This is a genomic window from Streptomyces sp. NPDC050560 (genome assembly GCF_044457285.1).
Classification (GTDB): domain Bacteria; phylum Actinomycetota; class Actinomycetes; order Streptomycetales; family Streptomycetaceae; genus Streptomyces.
The window spans coordinates 112876-133142 of the sequence record NZ_JBITGT010000002.1; the positions used below are offsets into that span (position 1 = coordinate 112876).

The 20267-nt window shown below is 73.9% G+C and carries 16 protein-coding genes and 1 tRNA gene; 10 read left to right on the top strand and 7 right to left on the bottom strand.

Annotation, left to right across the window (positions count from 1 at the left end):
• The first annotated feature begins 56 nt into the window (after positions 1-56).
• The 4 genes from ACIBIW_RS05140 to ACIBIW_RS05155 all read left to right on the top strand — a co-directional run bounded on the left by ACIBIW_RS05140 (position 57) and on the right by ACIBIW_RS05155 (position 7503).
• Positions 57-1580: a cytochrome ubiquinol oxidase subunit I gene (locus ACIBIW_RS05140; RefSeq protein ID WP_399332116.1), complete on the top strand. Its 1524-nt coding sequence runs from the start codon at positions 57-59 to the stop codon at positions 1578-1580.
• A 30-nt stretch (positions 1581-1610) separates the two neighbouring features.
• Positions 1611-2615 carry a cytochrome d ubiquinol oxidase subunit II gene (gene cydB / locus ACIBIW_RS05145; RefSeq protein WP_399332118.1) on the top strand — a complete coding sequence of 335 codons (1005 nt, stop codon included), beginning with the start codon at positions 1611-1613 and terminating at the stop codon, positions 2613-2615.
• Positions 2616-2646: 31 nt separating this feature from the next.
• Entirely contained in the window at positions 2647-6375 is a 3729-nt protein-coding gene (cydD, locus tag ACIBIW_RS05150; protein WP_399332120.1) for a thiol reductant ABC exporter subunit CydD, read from the top strand.
• 96 nt (positions 6376-6471) lie between these two features.
• Positions 6472-7503 (top strand): peptidoglycan DD-metalloendopeptidase family protein, encoded by a 1032-nt coding sequence (locus ACIBIW_RS05155; RefSeq protein ID WP_399332122.1) that lies wholly within the window; start codon positions 6472-6474, stop codon positions 7501-7503.
• 45 nt (positions 7504-7548) lie between these two features.
• Here the strand turns inward: ACIBIW_RS05155 and ACIBIW_RS05160 are convergent, their stop codons facing one another.
• On the bottom strand, positions 7549-8424 hold the full coding sequence (locus ACIBIW_RS05160; RefSeq protein WP_399332124.1) for an HAD family hydrolase: 876 nt from the start codon (positions 8422-8424) through the stop codon (positions 7549-7551).
• Positions 8425-8547: 123 nt separating this feature from the next.
• Here ACIBIW_RS05160 and ACIBIW_RS05165 point away from each other — a divergent pair, with 123 nt between their 5' ends.
• Complete coding sequence (locus ACIBIW_RS05165; protein ID WP_399332126.1) at positions 8548-9468, top strand: LLM class flavin-dependent oxidoreductase; 921 nt, start codon at positions 8548-8550, stop codon at positions 9466-9468.
• Between the two features lie 45 nt (positions 9469-9513).
• Here ACIBIW_RS05165 and ACIBIW_RS05170 read toward each other — a convergent pair whose 3' ends face one another.
• Both ACIBIW_RS05170 and ACIBIW_RS05175 read right to left on the bottom strand, forming a co-directional pair.
• Positions 9514-10404: a bifunctional 5,10-methylenetetrahydrofolate dehydrogenase/5,10-methenyltetrahydrofolate cyclohydrolase gene (locus ACIBIW_RS05170; RefSeq protein ID WP_399332128.1), complete on the bottom strand. Its 891-nt coding sequence runs from the start codon at positions 10402-10404 to the stop codon at positions 9514-9516.
• Positions 10401-11057 (bottom strand): cyclodeaminase/cyclohydrolase family protein, encoded by a 657-nt coding sequence (locus ACIBIW_RS05175; protein WP_399332130.1) that lies wholly within the window; start codon positions 11055-11057, stop codon positions 10401-10403. Before ACIBIW_RS05175 ends, ACIBIW_RS05170 begins: the two co-directional genes overlap by 4 nt.
• A 252-nt stretch (positions 11058-11309) precedes the next feature.
• Between ACIBIW_RS05175 and ACIBIW_RS05180 the strand changes: the two genes are divergently transcribed.
• Positions 11310-12155, top strand: coding sequence for an NAD(P)H-binding protein (locus ACIBIW_RS05180; RefSeq protein ID WP_399332132.1), 846 nt, complete (start codon positions 11310-11312; stop codon positions 12153-12155).
• Positions 12156-12244: 89 nt separating this feature from the next.
• Here the strand turns inward: ACIBIW_RS05180 and ACIBIW_RS05185 are convergent, their stop codons facing one another.
• Positions 12245-12799 (bottom strand): RNA 2'-phosphotransferase, encoded by a 555-nt coding sequence (locus tag ACIBIW_RS05185; RefSeq protein ID WP_399332134.1) that lies wholly within the window; start codon positions 12797-12799, stop codon positions 12245-12247.
• Between the two features lie 301 nt (positions 12800-13100).
• Positions 13101-14891, bottom strand: a complete 1791-nt coding sequence (locus ACIBIW_RS05190) for an SDR family oxidoreductase (protein ID WP_399332136.1) — start codon at positions 14889-14891, stop codon at positions 13101-13103.
• A 213-nt stretch (positions 14892-15104) separates the two neighbouring features.
• Here ACIBIW_RS05190 and ACIBIW_RS05195 point away from each other — a divergent pair, with 213 nt between their 5' ends.
• From ACIBIW_RS05195 to ACIBIW_RS05210, 4 genes are read left to right on the top strand one after another with little or no spacing between them, the layout of a single operon-like run.
• Positions 15105-16115 carry an ABC transporter ATP-binding protein gene (locus ACIBIW_RS05195; RefSeq protein ID WP_399332913.1) on the top strand — a complete coding sequence of 337 codons (1011 nt, stop codon included), beginning with the start codon at positions 15105-15107 and terminating at the stop codon, positions 16113-16115.
• Positions 16105-17016: an ABC transporter permease gene (locus ACIBIW_RS05200; RefSeq protein WP_399332138.1), complete on the top strand. Its 912-nt coding sequence runs from the start codon at positions 16105-16107 to the stop codon at positions 17014-17016. Before ACIBIW_RS05195 ends, ACIBIW_RS05200 begins: the two co-directional genes overlap by 11 nt.
• Positions 17013-17924: an ABC transporter ATP-binding protein gene (locus tag ACIBIW_RS05205; protein WP_399332140.1), complete on the top strand. Its 912-nt coding sequence runs from the start codon at positions 17013-17015 to the stop codon at positions 17922-17924. Before ACIBIW_RS05200 ends, ACIBIW_RS05205 begins: the two co-directional genes overlap by 4 nt.
• 10 nt (positions 17925-17934) lie before the next feature.
• Positions 17935-18654 (top strand): ABC transporter permease subunit, encoded by a 720-nt coding sequence (locus tag ACIBIW_RS05210; RefSeq protein ID WP_399332142.1) that lies wholly within the window; start codon positions 17935-17937, stop codon positions 18652-18654.
• A gap of 332 nt (positions 18655-18986) precedes the next feature.
• Here the strand turns inward: ACIBIW_RS05210 and ACIBIW_RS05215 are convergent.
• Together ACIBIW_RS05215 and ACIBIW_RS05220 are read right to left on the bottom strand one after the other, a co-directional pair.
• Positions 18987-19073, bottom strand: a tRNA-OTHER gene (locus ACIBIW_RS05215).
• Between the two features lie 386 nt (positions 19074-19459).
• A complete protein-coding gene (locus ACIBIW_RS05220; RefSeq protein WP_399332144.1) occupies positions 19460-20260 on the bottom strand; it encodes an HAD family hydrolase in 801 nt (266 codons plus the stop codon).
• Positions 20261-20267 lie beyond the last annotated feature (7 nt).

Genomic DNA, 20267 nt, shown 5'->3' on the forward strand with positions numbered 1-20267 from the left:
TGGCGGCCGGTGCGGCGGGGCCCCGCTCGACCACGGCGACATAAGGAGTTGGCGGCATGCACCTGGCACTGGCGCCCGAGACCCTGGCGCGCTGGCAGTTCGGCATCACGACCGTCTACCACTTCCTCTTCATCCCGCTGACGATCTCGCTGTCCGCCCTCACGGCGGGGCTCCAGACGGCCTGGGTGCGGACCGGGAAGGAGCGGTACCTCAGGGCGACAAAGTTCTGGGGAAAGCTCTTCCTGATCAATATCGCGATGGGCGTGGTCACGGGCATCGTGCAGGAGTTCCAGTTCGGTATGAACTGGTCGGACTACTCCCGTTTCGTCGGTGACATCTTCGGCGCCCCGCTCGCCTTCGAGGCGCTGATCGCCTTCTTCTTCGAGTCCACCTTCATCGGGCTGTGGATCTTCGGCTGGGACAAGCTCCCCAAGCGGCTCCACCTGGCGACCATCTGGATGGTGTCGCTCGGCACCGTCCTCTCCGCGTACTTCATCCTGGCCGCCAACTCCTGGATGCAGCACCCCGTCGGATACCGGCTGAACAAGACCACGGGCCGAGCGGAGCTGACCGACTTCTGGGCCGTTCTGACCCAGAACACCGCGCTGACCCAGGCGTTCCACACCCTCTCCGCGTCGTTCCTGACCGGCGGCGCCTTCATGGTCGGCATCGCCGCGTACCACCTCATGCGCAAGAAGCATGTGCCGACGATGAAGACGTCGCTGCGGCTCGGGCTCGTCACGCTCGTCATCGCGGGCCTCATGACCGCGATCAGCGGCGACCAGCTCGGCAAGGTGATGTTCAAGCAGCAGCCGATGAAGATGGCCGCCGCCGAGGCACTGTGGGACGGGCAGAAGTCGGCGCCCTTCTCGATCTTCGCCTACGGCGACGTGGAGAAGGGGCACAACACCGTCGCGATCCAGGTGCCCGGGGTGCTGTCCTTCCTCGCCGACGACAACTTCACCTCCCATATCCCCGGCATCAACGACGTGAACAGGGCCGAGCGGCAGCAGTTCGGGCCCGGGGACTACAAGCCCGTCATCCCGGTCACCTTCTGGGGCTTCCGCTGGATGATCGGCTTCGGTATGGCGTCCTTCGCGGTCGGCCTCGCCGGGCTCTGGCTGACCCGCAAGAAGTTCTGGCTGCCCGCGGGGCTCCGGGTCGGCGACGACGAGGTCCCCCATCTGGTGCCGTACCGCAGGCCCCTCGGCGAGCGGTTCAGCCGCTGGTACTGGCGCATCGCGGTCTGGACGATCGTCTTCCCGCTGATCGCCAACTCCTGGGGCTGGATCTTCACCGAGATGGGCCGCCAGCCCTGGGCCGTCTACGGCCTCTTCCAGACCCGGCAGGCGGTCTCCCCCGGGGTCTCGCAGGGCGAGGTCCTGACCTCGCTGACGATCTTCACCCTGCTCTACGCGGTCCTCGCGGTGATCGAGGCGCGGCTGATGGCCAAGTACGTCAAGGCCGGGCCGCCGGAGCTGGCCGAAGCCGACCTCCATCCGCCGACCAGGATCGGCGGCGGCCCCGGCGGCTCCGACACCGACGCCGACGCCGACCGGCCGATGGCCTTCTCCTACTGAGCCCGCGCGCGTCGAAAGGAGCCGAGGGGCATGGAACTGCACGACGTCTGGTTCGTCCTGATCGCCGTCCTGTGGACCGGCTACTTCTTCCTGGAGGGCTTCGACTTCGGGGTCGGTATCCTCACCGGGGTGCTGGCCCGCGACCGGCCCGAGCGGCGGGTGCTGATCAACACGATCGGCCCGGTCTGGGACGGCAACGAGGTGTGGCTGCTGTCGGCGGGCGGCGCCACCTTCGCCGCCTTCCCCGAGTGGTACGCGACCCTGTTCTCGGGCTTCTACCTGCCCCTGCTGCTGATCCTAATCTGTCTGATCGTGCGCGGCGTGGCCTTCGAGTACCGGGCGAAGCGGGACGGCGAGCGCTGGCAGCGGAACTGGGAGCGCGCGCTGTTCTGGACCTCCCTCGGGCCCGCCGTGCTGTGGGGGGTGGCGTTCGGCAACATCGTGCGGGGCGTGAAGATCGACCGCAGCCTGGAGTACGTCGGCTCGTTCGGGGATCTGCTGAACCCGTTCGCGCTGCTGGGCGGCCTGGTGACGCTCACCCTTTTCACCTTCCACGGGGCGGTGTTCGCCGCGCTGAAGACCGAGGGCGAGATCCGGGCCAGGGCACGGCGGTTCGCGTCCTGGGTCGGGCTGCTGACGGCCCTCGCCGCGGCCAGCTTCCTGGTGTGGACACAGCTCCACACCGGCAACGGCAACAGCCTGGTGGCGCTGGTGGTGGCGGTGGCGGCGCTCTGCGGGGCCCTCGCCGCCAACGGGCTGGGCAAGGAGGGCTGGGCGTTCGCCCTCTCCGGGCTCACGGTGGTGGGCGCGGTGGCGATGATGTTCCTGGCGCTCTTCCCCGATGTGATGCCGTCGTCGCTGCACTCCGACTGGAGCCTGACGGTCAGCAACGCCTCGTCGAGCCCCTACACGCTGAAGATCATGACGTGGTGCGCGGGCATCGCCACCCCGATCGTGCTGCTCTACCAGTCGTGGACCTACTGGGTGTTCCGCAAGCGGATCGGCACCCGCCACATCACCGACACCGCACACTGAGGCCGGGCACCGAGAGCCGGGAGTGTTTCACGTGAAACCAATCGATCCGCGTCTGCTCCGGTATGCGAGGGCCACCCGTTTCTTCCTGATCGCCGTGGTGGCGCTCGGCCTGCTCGGGGCGGGGCTCGTGGTGGCGCAGGCGATGCTCATCGCCTCGCTGGTGGTCGCGGCGTTCCAGCACGGGGCGTCGGTCGGCGAGGTGCAGGGGCGGCTTCTACTGCTGGTGGCGGTCGCGGTCGGACGGGGTCTCGTCGGCTGGGCCACCGAGCTGGCGGCGCACCGGGCCAGCGCCGCGGTCAAGTCGGAGCTGCGGGGGCGGCTGCTGGAGCGGGCCGGGGCGCTGGGCCCGGTCTGGCTTGAGGGCCGCAGCACGGGGGAGTTGATCACGCTCGCCACCCGGGGCGTGGACGCGCTCGACGACTACTTCTCCCGCTGTCTGCCGCAGTTGGGGCTCGCGGTGGTGGTCCCCGCAGCGGTGCTGGCGCGGATCGTCACGGAGGACTGGCTGTCGGCGGCGATCATCGCGGGCACCCTGCCGCTGATCCCGGTCTTCATGGCCCTCATCGGCTGGGCCACGCGCAGCCGTATGGACCGTCAGTGGCGGTTGCTGTCCCGGCTGTCGGGCCACTTCCTCGACGTCGTCGCCGGGCTGCCCACGCTGAAGGTGTTCGGACGGGCCCGGGCGCAGGCGGAGTCGATCCGGCGGATCACCGGGGAGTACCGCCGCGCGACGCTGCGCACGCTGCGGATCGCGTTCCTGTCGTCGTTCGCGCTCGAACTGCTGTCGACGCTCTCCGTGGCGCTGGTCGCGGTCACCGTCGGCATGCGGCTCGTCCACGGCGAGATGACGCTCTACGACGGGCTGCTGGTGCTGGTGCTCGCGCCCGAGGCGTATCTCCCGGTGCGGCAGGTGGGCGCCCAGTACCACGCGGCGGCGGAGGGCCTGGCCGCCGCCGAGGAGATCTTCGGGGTGCTGGAGACACCGGTGCCGGAGCGGGGGACGGGGCGGTGCGCGCCGGGGGCGCCGCTGCGTGAGGTGCGCTTCGAGCGGGTGACGGTGCGCTATCCGGGGCGGGACGCCGACGCGGTCACCGAGGCGTCGTTCCGGGTACGGGCGGGCCGGACGGTGGCGCTGGTGGGGGCCAGCGGCGCGGGCAAGTCGACGCTGGTCAAGGCGGCGCTCGGGCTGCTGACCCCGACGGCGGGACGGGTCCTGGTCGACGGGGTCGACCTGCGCGACCTCGACCCCGCCGACTGGCACCGCCATATCGCCTGGGTGCCGCAGCACCCGCAGTTGTACGCGGGCTCGGTTGCCGAGAACGTACGGCTGGCGCGGCCGGACGCGAGGGACGAGGAGGTGCGGGCGGCGCTGGCGGACGCCGGGGCGCTGGAGTTCGTCACGGCGCTGCCGAGGGGCGCCGACACCCCGCTCGGCGAGGACGGCACCGGTCTCTCCGCGGGCCAGCGCCAACGGCTCGCCCTGGCCAGGGCGTTCCTCGCGGACCGCCCCCTGCTGCTGCTCGACGAGCCGACCGCCGCGCTCGACGGCGCCTCGGAGGCTGCGGTGGTGGACGCGGTCCGCAGGCTCGCCCGGGGCCGTACGGTGCTGCTCGTCGTGCACAGGCCCGCGCTCCTCGCGCTCGCGGACCGGATCGTACGACTGCCCGACCCCGCGGACGCGGGGGACTCGACGCCGCTCGCGGGCTCGGCGTGTGCCGCGGGCTCGGCACCGGTGGTGCCCGCTGCGGGCGCGCCCGCGGCGACGGAGGCGGGGCCCGGGGTGCGCGGGGCGGCCCTCGCGCCCGAGGGTGCCGCTCCCCCGCGTGAGCCGGGCGCCGCTCCGGACACCGAGCCGGGCGCCGGGCGGGGAGCCCTGGCCCGGGTGCGGGCGATGGCCGCAGGGCACCGGCGCGGACTCGCGCTGGCGCTGCTGCTCGGCAGCCTGGCCCCGGCGAGCGCGGTGGGCCTGATGGCGACGTCCGGCTGGCTGATCTCGCGGGCCTCGCAGCAGCCGCCGGTGCTGTATCTGATGGTGGCGGTGACCGCGACGCGGGCCTTCGGGATCGGGCGCGCCGCGTTCCGCTACGCCGAGCGCCTGGTCTCGCACGATGTGGTGCTGCGGATGCTGGGGGGCACCAGGGCGGCCGTGTACCGGCGCCTTGAGCGGCTCGCCCCCGCGGGGCTCGCGCCGCTGCGCCGCGGCGACCTGCTGGCCAGGCTGGTGGCCGACGTGGACGCGGTGCAGGACTACTGGCTGCGCTGGCTCGCCCCCGCGGGCTCGGCGGCGGTGGTGGCGGTGGCGAGCGTGGGGTTCGCGGCCTGGCTGCTGCCCGCCGCGGGCGCGGTGCTGGCCGCGGGCCTGCTGGCGGCGGGCGTGGGGGTGCCGCTGCTCGCGGCGGCGGTGGCGCGGCGCGCGGAGCGGGCGCTCGCCCCGGCCCGTGGGGCGCTGGCCACCAGGGTGGGCGACCTGCTCACCGGCACCGCCGAGTTGACGGTCGCCGGCGCGCTGCCCGCCCGCAGCGGCGAGGCGGCGCGGGCGGACGGGGCGCTGCGGCGGATCGCGGACCGCACCGCGGCGGCGACCGCGCTCGGCAACGGGCTCACGGCGCTGCTGACCGGCCTCACCGTGGTGGCGACGGCCCTGCTCGGCGTGCGCGCGGTCGCCGAGGGGCGGCTCGACGGGGTGGCGCTCGGGGCGCTGGTACTGGTGCCGCTCGCGGTGTTCGAGGTGGTGCTCGGGCTGCCGCTCGCGGCCCAGCAGCGGCAGCGTTCCCGCAGGAGCGCCGAGCGGCTGCACGAGATCCTGGACGCGCCCGAGCCGGTGCGGGAGCCGCGGACCCCGGTGGCCGCCCCCGCGACACCGTTCCCGCTGCGCCTCGCGGGCGTCACGGCGCGGTACGGGGACGGGCGGGCGGCGCTCACCGGCTTCGACCTGACGCTTGAGGAGGGCCGCAGGGTGGCCGTCGTGGGCGCGTCCGGCTCAGGCAAGACCACACTGGCCCGGGTACTGCTCAGGTTCCTCGACACCGGCACAGCCCCCGCGACCGGAACCGGCATCGCGACCGGAACCCAGACCGCGACCGGCACCGAGACCGGCACCGGCACCGGCACCGGTGGCGAAGGGTGCCCAGGACCGGGCGCGTACACGCTGGGCGGGGTGGACGCCACGGCGCTCGACGGGGACACGGTGCGCCGCTTCGTGGGGCTCTGCGCCCAGGACGCGCATGTCTTCGACAGCTCGGTACGGGAGAACCTGCTGCTGGCCAGGAAGGATGCCACGGGCCCCGAGGTCGCCGCGGCGCTCGCCGGGGCCAGGCTGCTCGGGTGGGCGCGGGGGCTGCCCGAGGGCCTGGACACGCTGGTCGGTGAGCACGGGGCGCGGCTCTCCGGCGGCCAGCGGCAGCGGCTCGCCCTGGCCAGGGCGCTGCTCGCGGACTTCCCCGTGCTGGTGCTCGACGAGCCGGCGGAGCATCTGGACGTCCCCACCGCGGACGCGCTCACCGCCGACCTGCTGGCGGCGACCAGGGGCCGCACCACGCTGCTGATCACCCACCGCCTCGCCGGGCTCGACGCCGTCGACGAGGTGGTCGTGCTGGACGGCGGCCGTGCGGTGCAGCGCGGCCCCTTCGCCGAACTTGTCGCGGCGGCGGGGCCGCTGCGTGACATGTGGGAGCGGGAGCGCGCCGCCGACGCGCTGCTCGCGGTGCCCGCCCCCGCACCCGCGCGTGAGCCCCTCGCGGCGGGAGCCGCCGGGGCCTGAACGGCGGTACCCCACTGGTCCGTACGGGGCAGCGGGTCCCCCGGGTGCGGCAGCGGGACGCGCACAGGGGCGGCAGGGCGGGACACGATCCGTGCCATGCGCTTTGTCCTTCATCGCCGTTCGCCGCTGCTCGTCCTGGTGCCCGCCGCACTGCTGCTCCCCCTCGCCGCGCCCGTCGCCGCGGACGAGGGGGCGGGCGCGGAGGTGGCGCGGCTGTACGCGCAGGCGTCGGCAGCGGCCGGGCGGTACGAGAGCGGGCGCAGGGCCGCCGCCGACCGTGAGGAGGAGCTGCGGCGCATCGAGGCGGACCTCGGCGAGAGCCGGCGCAGGACGGCGGCGGCACGCAGCGGGCTCGGCCGGGTGGCGCGGGAGCAGTACCGCTCGTCGGGCGGTCTGTCGGCGGTGGCGCGGATGCTGGCGGCGGACAGCCCCGAGGAGCTGCTGCGCGGCCGGCACATGGTGGCAAGGGCGGGCCGGGCCGCGCGGCGGGCGCTCGACGACGGGCGGCGCGCCGAGCGCGGCCTGGAGAAGCAGGAGCGGCGGGCGGCGGGGGCGCGGCGCGATCTGGAGCGGCGCAACACGGAGCTGGCCGCCCTGCGCAGGGGCGTGGCGGCGAAGCTGGACGCGGCGCGCGCCCGGCTCCAGGACGAGGCGGAGCGCTCGGTGACGGCGGGTCAGTGCCCGGGGGCGGCCAGGCTCGAACAGGACGAGCCGCCCTCGGGGCAGCCCTGGGTGGCGCCGGTGGAGGACTACGCGCTGTCAGCGGGCTTCGCCAGCGCGGGCGCGCACTGGGCGAACCGGCACACCGGGCAGGACTTCGCGGTGGACGTCGGCACACCGGTACGGGCGGCCGCCGAGGGCCGGGTGGAGCGGGTGTCGTGCGGCGGGGCGTTCGGGATGCAGATCGTGCTGCGGCACGAGGACGGCTATTTCACGCAGTACGCGCACCTGTCGTCGGTCGCGGTGGACGAGGGGGAGCGGGTGGCGGCCGGACAGTGGATCGGGCAGTCCGGCTCCACGGGCAACTCGACGGGCCCCCATCTGCACTTCGAGGTGCGGCTCACCCCCGAGCAGGGGTCGGCGGTCGACCCGGTGCCGTGGCTGGCGGAGCGCGGGGTGGTGGTGTGAGGCCGCCCGGGACCCTCCGGGCCCTGCGGGAGGGGCCGGGGGCGGTCAGGCGGGGGCGTTGTCGCGGAGGATCTGCTCGATGACGGCGGCGACCCCGTCGTCGTTGTTGGCGACGGTGCGCCCCGAGGCGGCGGCGAGGATGTCGGGATGCGCGTTGCCCATCGCGTAGGAGGTGCCGGCCCAGGTGAGCATGTCGAGGTCGTTGGGCATGTCGCCGAAGGCGACGACCTCGTGGGCGCCGATGCCGCGCTCGGTGCAGCACAGTTCGAGGGTGCTGGCCTTGGAGACGCCGGGGCCGCTGATCTCCAGGAGCGCGCTGCGGCTCGACCGGGTGATGGTGACGGAGTCGCCGACGGCGGCGCGGGCCAGGGTCAGGAACGCGTCGGGCCCCATGGAGGGGTGGAAGGCGAGGATCTTCAGCACGGCGCCGCGTGAGTCGGCGGCGGCGTCGGTGAGCAGCGCCACGGCGTCGGCGACCAGCGCGGGGGTCTCGAAGAGCAGCGGCGGGTAGCCGGGCTCCTGGTCGAGGCCGCCGGTGCGCTCCACGGCGAAGCTGGTGCCGGGGGCCGCGGTGCGCAGCAGCGAGACGGTGCGCAGGGCCGCCGCGCGTGCCAGCGGCCGGATCTTCAGGAAGCGCGGGCTGCCCGAGGCGTCGTGCAGGTCGACGAGCGCGGCGCCGTTGCCGCAGATGGCGAGGCCGTGCCCGTGGACGTGGTCGCTGACGACGTCCATCCAGCGCGCGGGCCTTCCGGTCACGAAGAAGACCTCGATCCCGGCCTGCTCGGCGGCGGCGAGCGCGGCCACGGTCCGCTCCGACACGGAGTGGTCGTCGTGCAGCAGGGTGCCGTCCAGATCGGTGGCGATCAATCGGGGCGGAACGGAGCGCGGCGGCATCCAGGCGGGTCGGGTAGCTGAGGTCACGGGACCATTCTTGCGTATACGTACGCACAGGTGTGATACGAGGGCACAGGTGTATGAGGCGGATGCGGGCGGCTGGCGGCAGGCGCCGCCGCCCCCGGCCGCGCGGGCTCATAGGCTCGCCCCATGAGCCCACGTCTGAGCACCGTCATCCTGCCCGTCGAGCGCTGGCACACCGGGGGCGGGGAGACCTGGCGGCGCGCCGAGGACCTGGGCTTCCACACCGCCTACACCTACGACCACCTCTCCTGGCGGGTGCCGTTCAGGGACCGGACGTGGTTCGGGGCGGTTCCGACGCTGACCGCGGCGGCGGGCGTGACACGGCGGGTACGGCTCGGGACGCTGGTGACCTCGCCCAACTTCCGCCACCCGGTGCCGTTCGCCAAGGAGTTGATGTCGCTCGACGACATCAGTGGCGGGCGGCTCACGGTCGGGATCGGGGCCGGGGCCACCGGATTCGACGCCGAGGTGCTGGGGCGGCGGCCATGGGAGCCGAGGGAGCGCTTCGCCCGCTTCGAGGAGTTCGTCGGGCTCCTCGACCGGCTGCTCACCCGGGACGCCACCACCTTCGAGGGGGAGTTCTACGCGGCCTCCGAGGCCCGCGGCATCCCCGGCTGTGTGCAGCGCCCCCGCCTGCCCTTCGCGGTGGCGGCCACGGGGCCGCGCGGTCTGCGGGTCGCCGCCCGGCACGGGCAGGCGTGGGTGACCACCGGCGACTGGAGGCTGAACGAGACGGGGACCCCGCAGGAGTCGCTGCGCGCCGTCCGCGGCCAGGTGGAGCGCCTCGGCGCCGCGCTGGAGGCCGAGGGCCGCGATCCCGCGGGGGTGGCGAAGATCCTGCTCACCGGCTTCACCCCGGAACCTGCGGCGCCGTTCGCGTCGGTCGACGCGTTCGTGGACTACGCGGGGCGCTACGCCGAGGCCGGTGTCGACGAGATCGTCATCCACTGGCCGATTCCGGACACGATCTTCGGCTACGACCCCGCCGTCTTCGAGCGGATCGCCCTGGAGGCCCCGGCCCAGCTCGGCGCCGGAGGACCCGCCTGACGGACGGCTCCGCGGGCCCGGCGGCTCCCCCCCCGCGAGGCCGTCTCAGAGGGTCAGCGCCGCCCGCACCGTGTGCTGGAGCAGCAGCGCGGTGGTGACGGGTCCTACGCCGCCGGGGACCGGGGTGAGGGCGGCGGCGGTGGTGGCGACGGCCGGGTCGACGTCGCCGACGAGGCCGCCGTCCGGGGTCGGGTTGGTGCCGACGTCGATGACCACCGCGCCAGGACGCACATGGCCGGGGGTGATCAGACCGGGGCGGCCCGCGGCGGCGACCAGGATGTCGCCGGTACGCGCCGTGCTGGCGAGGCCGACGGTGCGGGAGTGGCAGACGGTGACGGTGGCGTTGCGGTCGAGCAGCAGATGCGCGACCGGCTTCCCGACGACGGTGGAGCGGCCCACGACGACCGCGTGCCGTCCCGCCGGGTCGATCTTGTAGTGGTCGAGGAGCGCGACGACGGCCTCGGCGGTGGCAGGCGCGAAGGCGGGCAGCCCGGCGGCGAGCCGCCCGAGCGACAGCGGGTTCGCGCCGTCGACATCCTTGACCGGGTCGATCGCCGACGCCAGCCCCTCCAGGCGGGCGCCCGCGGGCAGCGGCGTCTGGAGGATGATCCCGTGCACCGTGGGGTCGGCGCTCAGCTCGGTCAGCCGCTCGTGGACCCGGGCCACCGGCGCCTCGGGCCCCAGGTCGGCGATGGTGCAGGCGAGGCCCGCCTTCTCGGCGCTGCGCGCGATCGAGCGCACGTACCAGGCGCTCGACTCGTCGGCGGTGGCCGTGACCACCGCCAGGTGCGGGGTGGTGCCGCGGGCGGTGAGGGCGGCGGCGCGCTCGGCGGCCTCGGCGCGCAGCGCGCCCGCCAGCTCGCGGCCCGGCAGCTCACGGCCGTGCCCTGTGCCGTGCTGGGCCGCGGCGGCGGGTTCAGGGGTGCCCTGGCTCATGCGGCGATCTCCTCGCGTACGGCGGCGGTGATCCGGTCGGCGCGCTCGCTCAGGGCGTCGACACGGGCGACGGACTCGATGAGCGCGTCGCGCACCAGCGGGTCCCTGACACCGCCGAGGTTGATCTCGACGTTCACCCGGGCCGTGGTGGCGGCGGCGCGCGCCGCCTCGGCCGCGGCGGCAACGTCGGTGATCACATTGCGGTTCCCGACGGGCAGCAGTTCCTCGGCGAGGTCGGTCAGCCGCGCCGCGGCGGCGATGACGTCCGCGGGCGGTACGGCGGCCCCGGCCAGCGCCCGGGCGATCGCCCCCGACCTGGCCTCCTTCTCCTCAGGCGTGGCCTTCGGGAGCGCATAGGCGGTGGTGACGGCGGTGAAGGCGCGGGCGTCGTCCTCGGCGAGCCGCAGCGCCGTGTCGCGCAGTTCGTCGGCCGCCGCGGTGACACGGGCGATCGCGGCGGCGTGCGCCTCGTACTTCGGGCCCGTGCTGTAGCGGGCGACCATCGCGAGGAGCGCCGCGGCCTGGGCGGCGTGCAGGGCGGCCGACGCGCCGCCGCCGGGCGCCGGTACGCGGGCGGCGAGCCGGTCAAGGAAACCGGCGACGGTCTCGTCGCGCAGGGGGAGTTCGGCGGGCGGGGGCTGTTCGTCGGGCATGGCGCTCGCTCCAGAACGATCGGTACCGGTTCCTGCGGTCATCCTTCCACGGAGGGCGGACGCCCGGGCGCCGCGCGCCCGCCCCGCCCACGGCGCCCCGGGGAACCACGCACCGGCGCGCGCCGCCCCGCCCCTCCACACACCGGCGCCCGCGCCGCCGCCCGGCACCCCCACCTCCGCGCCGCCCCGCCGCCCCGTCCCGAGCCGTGCTACCGTCTGACTGAGTCAGCCAACTAACTAAGAGGAGCCCTCATGATCGTGGTGACAGGTGCGACCGGCAACGTCGGACGGACCCTGGTGCCCCTGCTCGCCGAGCGGGGCGAGGACGTCGTGGCCGTCTCGCGGCGCGAGCGTCCTGAAGGGCTTGCGGCGGGGGTGCGGCACGCCAGGGCGGACGTCGGGAGCAGCGCGGCCATGCGGCCCGTCCTCGACTCGGCGGACGCCTTCTTCATCCTGCTCGGCGGGGAGTTGAACGGGTTCGGCGAGCCCCCGGAGGCGCTGGTCGGCGCGGCCCTGGACGCCGGGGTCAAGCGGATCGTCCTGCTCTCCTCGCAGATCAACGCCACTCGCCCCGAGGCCCCCTCGCACGGCAGGCTGCGCGCCTTCGAGGCCGCGGTGCGGGGTTCTGGGGCGGACTTCACGGTGCTGCGCCCGGGGGGTTTCGCCTCCAACGCGCTCGCCTGGGCGGAGTCCGTACGGGGCGGGCGCACCGTCCACGCGCCCTTCGGCGACGTGGCCCTGCCGGTGGTCGACCCCGCGGACATCGCCGAGGTCGCCGCGGTCGCGCTGTGCGAGGAGGGGCACGCGGGCGCCACGTACGAACTGACAGGTCCTGAGGCCGTCAGCCCGCGGCGGCAGACCGAGGTGATCGCCCGCGCCCTGGGCGAGGACGTCGCCTTCGTGGAACTCTCCCGCGCGCAGGCCCGCGCCCGGATGGCGCAGTTCATGCCCGAGGAGGTCGTCGACGGCACCCTGGACATCCTCGGCGTACCGCTCCCGGCCGAGCGCCAGGTCGGATTCGATGTGGAGCGCGTACTCGGCCGGCGGGCGCGGCCGTTCGGCGACTGGGTCGCGCGCAGCCTGTCGGCTTTCCGGTAGGCCCGGAGGAGTTCGGGGGCCGTACGGCCGGAGGGGCGCGGGCGGGCGCGGCCCGTACGGGTACGGCCCGTACGGGTACGGTGCGGTCGCTACGGGTGCGCGGGCCCGGGGAAGCGCAGGTACGCGGGGGGCACGGCGGCGGTGAGCCAGACGCCGTTGGCGCTGACGGAGAAGGTGTGGCCCGCGCCGTGCATGGCGGCGGCGTCGACCGTGAGCACGACGGGGCGCCCGCGCCGCGCCCCCACCCGCAACGCGGTCTCACGGTCGGGTGACAGGTGCACCGCGTGCCGGTTCATGGGCCGCAGGCCCTCGGCGCGTATCGCGGGGAGGTTGCGGGAGACCGTGCCGTGGTGGAGCAGCGGCGGCGGCTCGGACGGGATGAGCCCCAGGTCGACGGGGACGCTGTGGCCCTGGTTGGCGCGGATGCGGTCGCCCTCGACGGTGAAGCGGCGCTTGTCGTTGGTGCGCACCGCCTCGTCCAGTTCGGCGCGGGTGAAGCGGAAGCCGTGTGCCGCGGCGGCGGCGAGCAGGGTGGGGATGTCGGTCCAGCCGCCCGGGTCGAGGGCGAGACCGATGCGTTCCGGCTGGTGGCGCAGGTGCCGTGAGAGGTACTTCGACACCCGCACGGTGCGTGGTTCGTTCATCGTCCTCCCAGGGTGCCGGGCCGTCCCGGAAATCTTCCAAGTATTTTTGCCGTCGATGTTTGATCCACAGCCAAATACAGTTATCCACAGGGGAATTGCTGATTCTGTGGACAACCGGCGCGGCTCTTGCGGGAGTTGATCAACTATCGCCGTATCGACGCCATCTGCGGTGAGGGCGTCCAATGTCCCGGATTGCGGCGGTGCTTGGGTGTCGCACGGGTAAACCCGGTTTTCGCCGGGCGCTCGTCTCTCACCTGACGCTCCCTCACTTGCCGGTTCCCGCAGGGCGGTTGGCGGGCCCTCACATTGGCGGCTTGACCCGGGCCAGTGCCCGCGGCACCCCGGGCAGCAGTCGCGAGAGCGCGTACGCGGCGCGGGCCTCGGGGGTGACGGGCACCACCGCGCGGTTGTGGTCGACGGCGTCAAGGATCGCGTAGGCCACCCTCATCGGCGGGTAGTTGCGCAGCCCGTACAGCCTGGTCACCCTGGCCCTGTGGCGCTCCTGCCCGGCGTCGTCGGAACCCGCGAAGCGGGCGGACGAGGTGATCGAACTGGTCACGAAGCCGGGGCAGACCGCGCTCACCCCGATGCCGCGGCCCGCGAGTTCGGCGCGCAGCGACTCGGAGAGCAGCAGCACCGCCGCCTTGCTCGCGCCGTACGCGGGCAGCACCCGGGAGGGCTGGAAGGCCGCGGCCGACGCGGTGTTGACGATGTGGCCGCCCTGGCCGCGTTCCGCCATCTGCCCGCCGAACAGCCGGCAGCCGTGGATCACGCCCCACAGATTGGTGTCGAGCACCGCACGCCACTCCTCGGGGGTGGTGGCGAGGAAGGGGCCCGCGAGGCCGATCCCGGCGTTGTTCACCAGGATGTCCACAACTCCCCTGGTGGCGGCGGTGCGTTCGGCGAGGCGGGCCATCGCGTCGGCGTCCGACACGTCGGTCTCCTCGGCCCACGCCCCCGCGGCGCCGAGCCGCAGCGCGGCCCGTGCGGTGCGCCGTGCGCCCGCCCCGTCCCTGTCGACGGCCACCACCCTCGCCCCGGCCCGCGCGAACGCGAACACGGTGGCCTGCCCGATGCCGCTCGCGGCGCCCGTCACCAGTACGAGGCTGCCGCCGAACCGGCGCGCGTACCGCTGCCGCCGCCGCTCCCCGCGCCGCGCGTCCGCCGCGAGCCGGGGCGGCGCGACCGCGCGGGACTCCTCGGCCGCGGTCACGAAGTCGCCGATCCACACCGCCAGTTGGTCGGGCCTGGTGCGCGGCAGCCAGTGCCGTACCGGAAGGGAGCGGCGCAGCAGGTTCGGCGCCCAGCGCTCAAGACCGTCGAACAGGTGCGGGGAGAGGAACACATCCCGCTCGGGGACCACCAACTGCACCGGTACGTCGGTGAACGCGTCGGCGCGCGGTGCCCGCATACGGTGCGCGTTGTCACGGTAGAGCCAGGCGCCGTGTGCCGCGTCCGAGGGCAGCGAGTCCGCGGGGAAGCCGTCGCCCGCGGGCAGCCCCTCGGCGCGCCGCACCATGCCGGGCCACCGCCTGCCGAGCGGGCCGCGCCAGGCCAGTTCTGGCAGGGCGGGGACCTGGAGCAGGTACACGTACCAGGACCTGAGGGCCTGCCCGGCGAGCTGGGCGGCCCGCCCCGGCGTGGGGCGCCGCAGCCGCTCCCGGAACCAGTGGCCCATGTGGTCGAGGCCCGGCCCCGACATCGAGGTGAACGAGGCGATCCTGGCGCGGGCCCTCGGCACCGTCACGAACTCCCAGGACTGCACGGAGCCCCAGTCGTGCCCGACGAGGTGCACGGGCGCGCCGGGGCTGACGGCGTCCGCCACGGCCAGGAAGTCGTCCGTCAGCTTCTCCAGGGTGAAGCCGCCGCGCAGCGGCTCGGGCGCGGTGGAGCGGCCGTGGCCGCGCACGTCGTAGCGGACGACGTGGAAGCGGTCCGCGAGGCGTTCCGCGACCGGGTCCCACACCTCCTTGGAGTCCGGGTAGCCGTGCACGAGCACGACCGTGGGGCGCCCTGGGTCGCCCTGCTCGGCGACGCACAGCTCCACCGTGCCTGAGCGGACGCGGCGTTCCTTGGCCGGCGTGGGGTGCATGGCGGTCCTTCCCTGTGGTGCGGCGGGGCACGGGTGTGCCGTACCCCCTGGGGCGCGGGACATGGCCGCCCGCGGCCCTCCGGGCGGGGGCGTGGCGCCGTAGCCCCTGAGTCCCCCTACCCCTAAGGTTCCGTAGTCCCGAAGGCTGAGGCCGCACCGGCACCCTGGACTGACGCCCGGAAGCGGTGCCGCCGTTACGGTCACAGGGTGACTGTGATCGAGACCGAAAGCCTGAGCAAGCGGTTCCCGAAGGTGACCGCGCTTGACCGGCTCTCCGTGGATATCGGGCCCGGTGTGACCGGACTCGTGGGTGCCAACGGGGCCGGTAAGTCCACACTGATCAAGATCCTGCTGGGTCTTGCGCCCGCCACCGAGGGCCGCGCCACCGTGCTCGGTCTCGATGTCGCGACGAAGGGCCCCGAGATCCGCGAGCAGGTCGGCTACATGCCGGAGCACGACTGCCTGCCGCCCGACGTGTCCGCCACCGAATTTGTCGTGCACATGGCACGCATGTCGGGGCTGCCCCCGACCGCGGCCCGTGAGCGCACCGCCGACACCCTGCGCCATGTCGGCCTCTACGAGGAGCGCTACCGCCCCATCGGCGGTTACTCGACCGGTATGAAGCAGCGGGTCAAGCTGGCGCAGGCGCTCGTCCACGACCCCAGGCTCGTCTTCCTCGACGAGCCCACCAACGGCCTCGACCCGGTCGGCCGCGACGACATGCTCGACCTGATCCGCCGCGTGCACAGCGACTTCGGCATCTCGGTGCTCGTCACCTCCCACCTGCTGGGCGAGCTGGAGCGCACCTGCGACCACGTCGTCGTGGTCGACGGCGGCAAGCTGCTGCGCTCCAGCTCCACCACCGACTTCACCGGCGCCACGACCACGGTCGCCGTCGAGGTCACCGACTCCGACGAGCACCCCGACGGCACCGCGGCCCTCGGCGCCGCCCTGGCGCGGCACGGCATCACCGCCGAGGCCGGCGGTACCCTGCCGGGCGCGGGCCACACCCTGCTGCTGACCACGCAGGGCGAGGAGACGTACGACCTCGTGCGCGACCTGGTCGCCGACCTCGGGCTCGGCCTGGTCCGCATGGAGCAGCGCAGGCACCGCATCGCCGAGGTGTTCAACGCCGAGCAGGCCCCAGCGGCAGACGCACACCCCCCGGCCGCCGCCGTCGGCGGCGCCCCGCGGCAGAAGGAGGAGGCCCGCCATGGCCATTGAGCAGACGGCGGGCGGGCCCGGCACCCCCGAGCAGACCCGCATCCACGACATCGGCTACCGCAACTACGACGGACCCCGGCTGGGCCGCGCGTACGCGCGCCGCTCGCTCTTCTCCCAGTCGCTGCGCGGCGCCTACGGGCTCGGCAGGTCGGCCAAGAGCAAGGTGCTGCCGATCGTGCTGTTCATCGTGATCGCCGCCCCCGCGCTCATCATGATCGCGGTCGCCGTCACGACCAAGGCGCACGACCTGCCGATCCACTACACGCGCTACGCGATCTACCTCCAGGCCGTCATCGCGCTCTTCCTCGCCTCCCAGGCGCCCCAGTCGGTCTCGCGCGACCTGCGGTTTCGCACCGTACCGCTGTACTTCTCGCGGCCGATCGAGCACACCGACTACGTACGCGCCAAGTTCGCCGCGATGGCGTCCGCCCTCTTCATCCTCACGGCGACGCCCATGGTGATCCTCTACGTCGGCGCGCTGCTCGCCAAGCTCGACTTCTCCACCCAGTCGAAGGGCTTCCTCCAGGGGCTGGTCTCCGTGGCCGTACTCTCCGTACTCTTCGCCGGCATCGGGCTCGTCATCGCGGCCGTCACGCCGCGGCGCGGCTTCGGCATCGCCGCCGTCATCGCCGCCATGACCATCCCCTACGGGGCGGTCTCCACCATCCAGGCCATCGCGTACGACCAGGGCACCGAGGGCGCCGTGCAGTGGCTCGGCCTCTTCTCGCCGATCACCCTCGTCGACGGCTTCGGCACCGCGTTCCTCGGCGGCGACTCCTCGGCGCCCGGCGGCCTCGGCCCGGACACCGGCGTCGGGTTCGTCTACCTGATCGTCATCCTGGCGCTGATCGCGGGCTGCTACGGCGCTCTGGCCCGCCGCTACCGGAAGGTCGGACTGTGACCACCATCGAGATCGACCACACCTCGCGCTGGTTCGGGAACGTGGTGGCCGTCAACGACGTCACGATGACCATCGGCCCCGGCGTCACGGGACTGCTCGGCCCCAACGGCGCGGGCAAGTCCACCCTGATCAACATGATGGGCGGCTTCCTCGCCCCCTCGGGCGGCACCGTCACCCTCGACGGGCAAACGATCTGGCGCAACGAGCAGATCTACCGGCACATCGGGATCGTGCCGGAGCGGGAGGCGATGTACGACTTCCTGACCGGCCTCGAATTCGTCGTCGCCAACGCCGAACTGCACGGTCTCGGCCGCGCGGAGGCCCAGCGGGCGCTGGCCACCGTCGAGATGGAGTACGCCCAGGACCGCAAGATCTCCACCTACAGCAAGGGCATGCGCCAGCGCGTGAAGATGGCGTCCGCGCTGGTCCACGAGCCGTCCGTGCTGCTGCTCGACGAGCCGTTCAACGGCATGGACCCGCGCCAGCGCATGCAGCTCATGGAACTGCTGCGGCGCATGGGCGACGAGGGCCGCACGGTGCTGTTCTCCTCGCACATCCTGGAGGAGGTCGAGCAGCTCGCCGCCCATATCGAGGTGATCGTCGCGGGGCGGCACGCGGCCAGCGGCGACTTCCGCAAGATCCGCCGGCTGATGACGGACCGCCCGCACCGCTACCTGGTGCGCTCCAGCGACGACCGGGCCCTCGCGGCGGCGCTCATCGCCGACCCGTCCACGGCCGGTATCGAGGTCGACCTCAGGGAGAACGCGCTGCGCGTCCAGGCCGTCGACTTCGGCCGCTTCACCACCCTGCTGCCGCGCGTCGCCCGCGACCACGGCATCCGGCTCCTGACGGTCTCGCCCTCCGACGAGTCCCTGGAGTCCGTGTTCTCGTATCTGGTCGCGGCGTAGGAGGCCCATGATGTACGACCCGACTGTCGCCCGGCTCACCTACCGGGCCCTGCTCGGCCGCCGCCGGGCCCTGATCCTCTTCGCGCTTCCCGCGCTGCTCATCGTGATCGCGATCGCGGTACGCGCCCTCGTCGGCGCCGACGACCAGACCGCGTCCGACGTCCTGGGCGGCTTCGGCCTCGCCACCATGGTGCCGATCATCGGCGTCATCGCGGGCACCGGCGCCATCGGGCCCGAGATCGACGACGGCTCCGTGATCTACCTGCTGGCCAAGCCGGTGAAGCGGCCGACCATCATCGTCACCAAGCTGTTCGTCGCCATCGGCGTCACCATGGCGTTCTCGGCGCTGCCCACGCTCGTCGCGGGCCTCATCCTCAACGGCAACGGCCAGGGCATCGCCGTCGCCTACACCATCGGCGCGCTCGTCGCCTCCCTCGCGTACGCCGCGCTGTTCCTGCTGCTCGGCACCGTCACCCGGCACGCGGTGGTCTTCGGCCTGATCTACGCCCTGGTCTGGGAGGCGCTGTTCGGCTCCCTGGTGTCGGGCGCGCGGACCCTCAGCGTGCAGCAGTGGGCGCTGGCGATCGCGCAGAAGACGGCGCGCGGCGACATCGTCACCTCGGACGTGAGCCTCCCGGTCGCGGTCGTCCTGCTGGTCGTGGTCACCCTCGCGACGACCTGGTACGCGGGCCAGAAGCTGCGGGCGCTGAAGCTGGCGGGGGAGGAGTAGGCCCCCTCGCGGGGGCCGGTGCCGTGTCTGTCGGCGCCGGTGCCCGTGCCGGGTTCCGCGGTGTGCCGGTGGCCTCCCGCCCGTTGGGCGTGGGGGCCACCGCCGTGTGGTGGTCGGGGGCTTCCCCGCCGACGGCGGGGGCGGCTCGTCCGGTTCCGGCAGCGACAGGTACAGCAGCAACGGGCCTTCCAGCGCGCCGGTGAGCTGGAAGGCTTGTGATCCGGGCACGCCGGAACGGGCCGCGACCGTGCCAGTCCCACTGCGCGGGCGGCCTTCACGCAGGCGCCTGCTCCAGCAGGACCCCTTTAGCCAGGACCTCTTGGGTGCTCGGGTGGAGGATGCGCGGTTCGAACGCGCGCGGGATCGCCCGACTGCGGCGGCCGGGGCCGCGGCATGCCTTACCTCTCGGCCAATCCTCCGGGTGGGCGGCCCGCGCGGATGCGCGCTCGAAACGGCCGCCCCGGGCAGCTCGCCACGACCGGGGCTCGACGGAGTGCGGTGACTACTCCGGAGTCCCGGGCGAGGGCCGCCCTGTAGGGGGCTCGACGTGACGGTGAACGGTGACGCCGCGCCCCTCTCCCGGTCATCGGACGCCGATATACGGCGTACTGACGCCCTCCATCGTGCCCCGCACCGCCGCCCGACGCCACCGAATTAACGCGGCCCCTGACCCTTGCGACAGCGGGGAGTTGACGGGGCGCGCCCATCCCGGAGGCCCGTGTCCCGGCGCCCGCCGCTGCGGCGCCCTGCGGCGCCCAACTTCCGCGGCGCCCAGCCCGCGCGTCAGCCGCTCGGCCCCGCCCGCTCAGCCCCGCAGCATGGCCTCCACCGTGAGCGCGACGCCGTCCTCGTCGTTCGAGGCGGTCTCCTCGTCGGCGACCGCCTTCAGCTCCTCGTGCGCGTTCGCCATCGCCACGCCGTGGGCCGCCCAGTCGAGCATCGGGATGTCGTTGGGCATGTCGCCGAACGCGAGGGTGTCCGAGGGGCCCGAGCCGAGGCGCCGTGCGGCCAGCGACAGCCCCCTGGCCTTGGTGAGCCCGAGCGGCAGCAGCTCCACCATGCCCGCGCCCGCCATGGTGACCCCGACGAGATCGCCCGCGGTGTGCCGGGCGATCTCGGTCAGCTCGTCGTCGGACAGCCCGGGGCACTGGAGGTAGATCTTGTTCAGCGGCTCGGCCCACAGCTCGTCCCTGCTGGTCAGCGGGGCGTACGGGCCCGGTCCCTCGTGCACCGCGTACCCGGGGCCCACCAGGACGCTTCCGGTGGTGCCGCTGCGGCTGGCGGCCAGGGCCAGCGGACCCGTCTCCGCCTCGATCTTGGCGAGCGCGAGGGCGGCCACCCGGCGGTCCAGGGTGAGGGCGGTCAGCAGGCGGTCCGCGCCCGCGTCGTAGACCTGGGAGCCCTGGCCGCACACCGCGATGCCCCGGTAGCCGAGGTCGGCGAGGATGTCCCGGGTCCAGGGCACCGGGCGGCCGGTGACGATGATGTGCGCGGCCCCCGCCCCGGTGGCGCTCGCCAGGGCGGCCCGGGTGCGCTCCGAGACGGTGTCGTCGGAGCGCAACAGCGTGCCGTCGAGATCGGTCGCGATCAGTCGATACGGGAACATGCGCGGA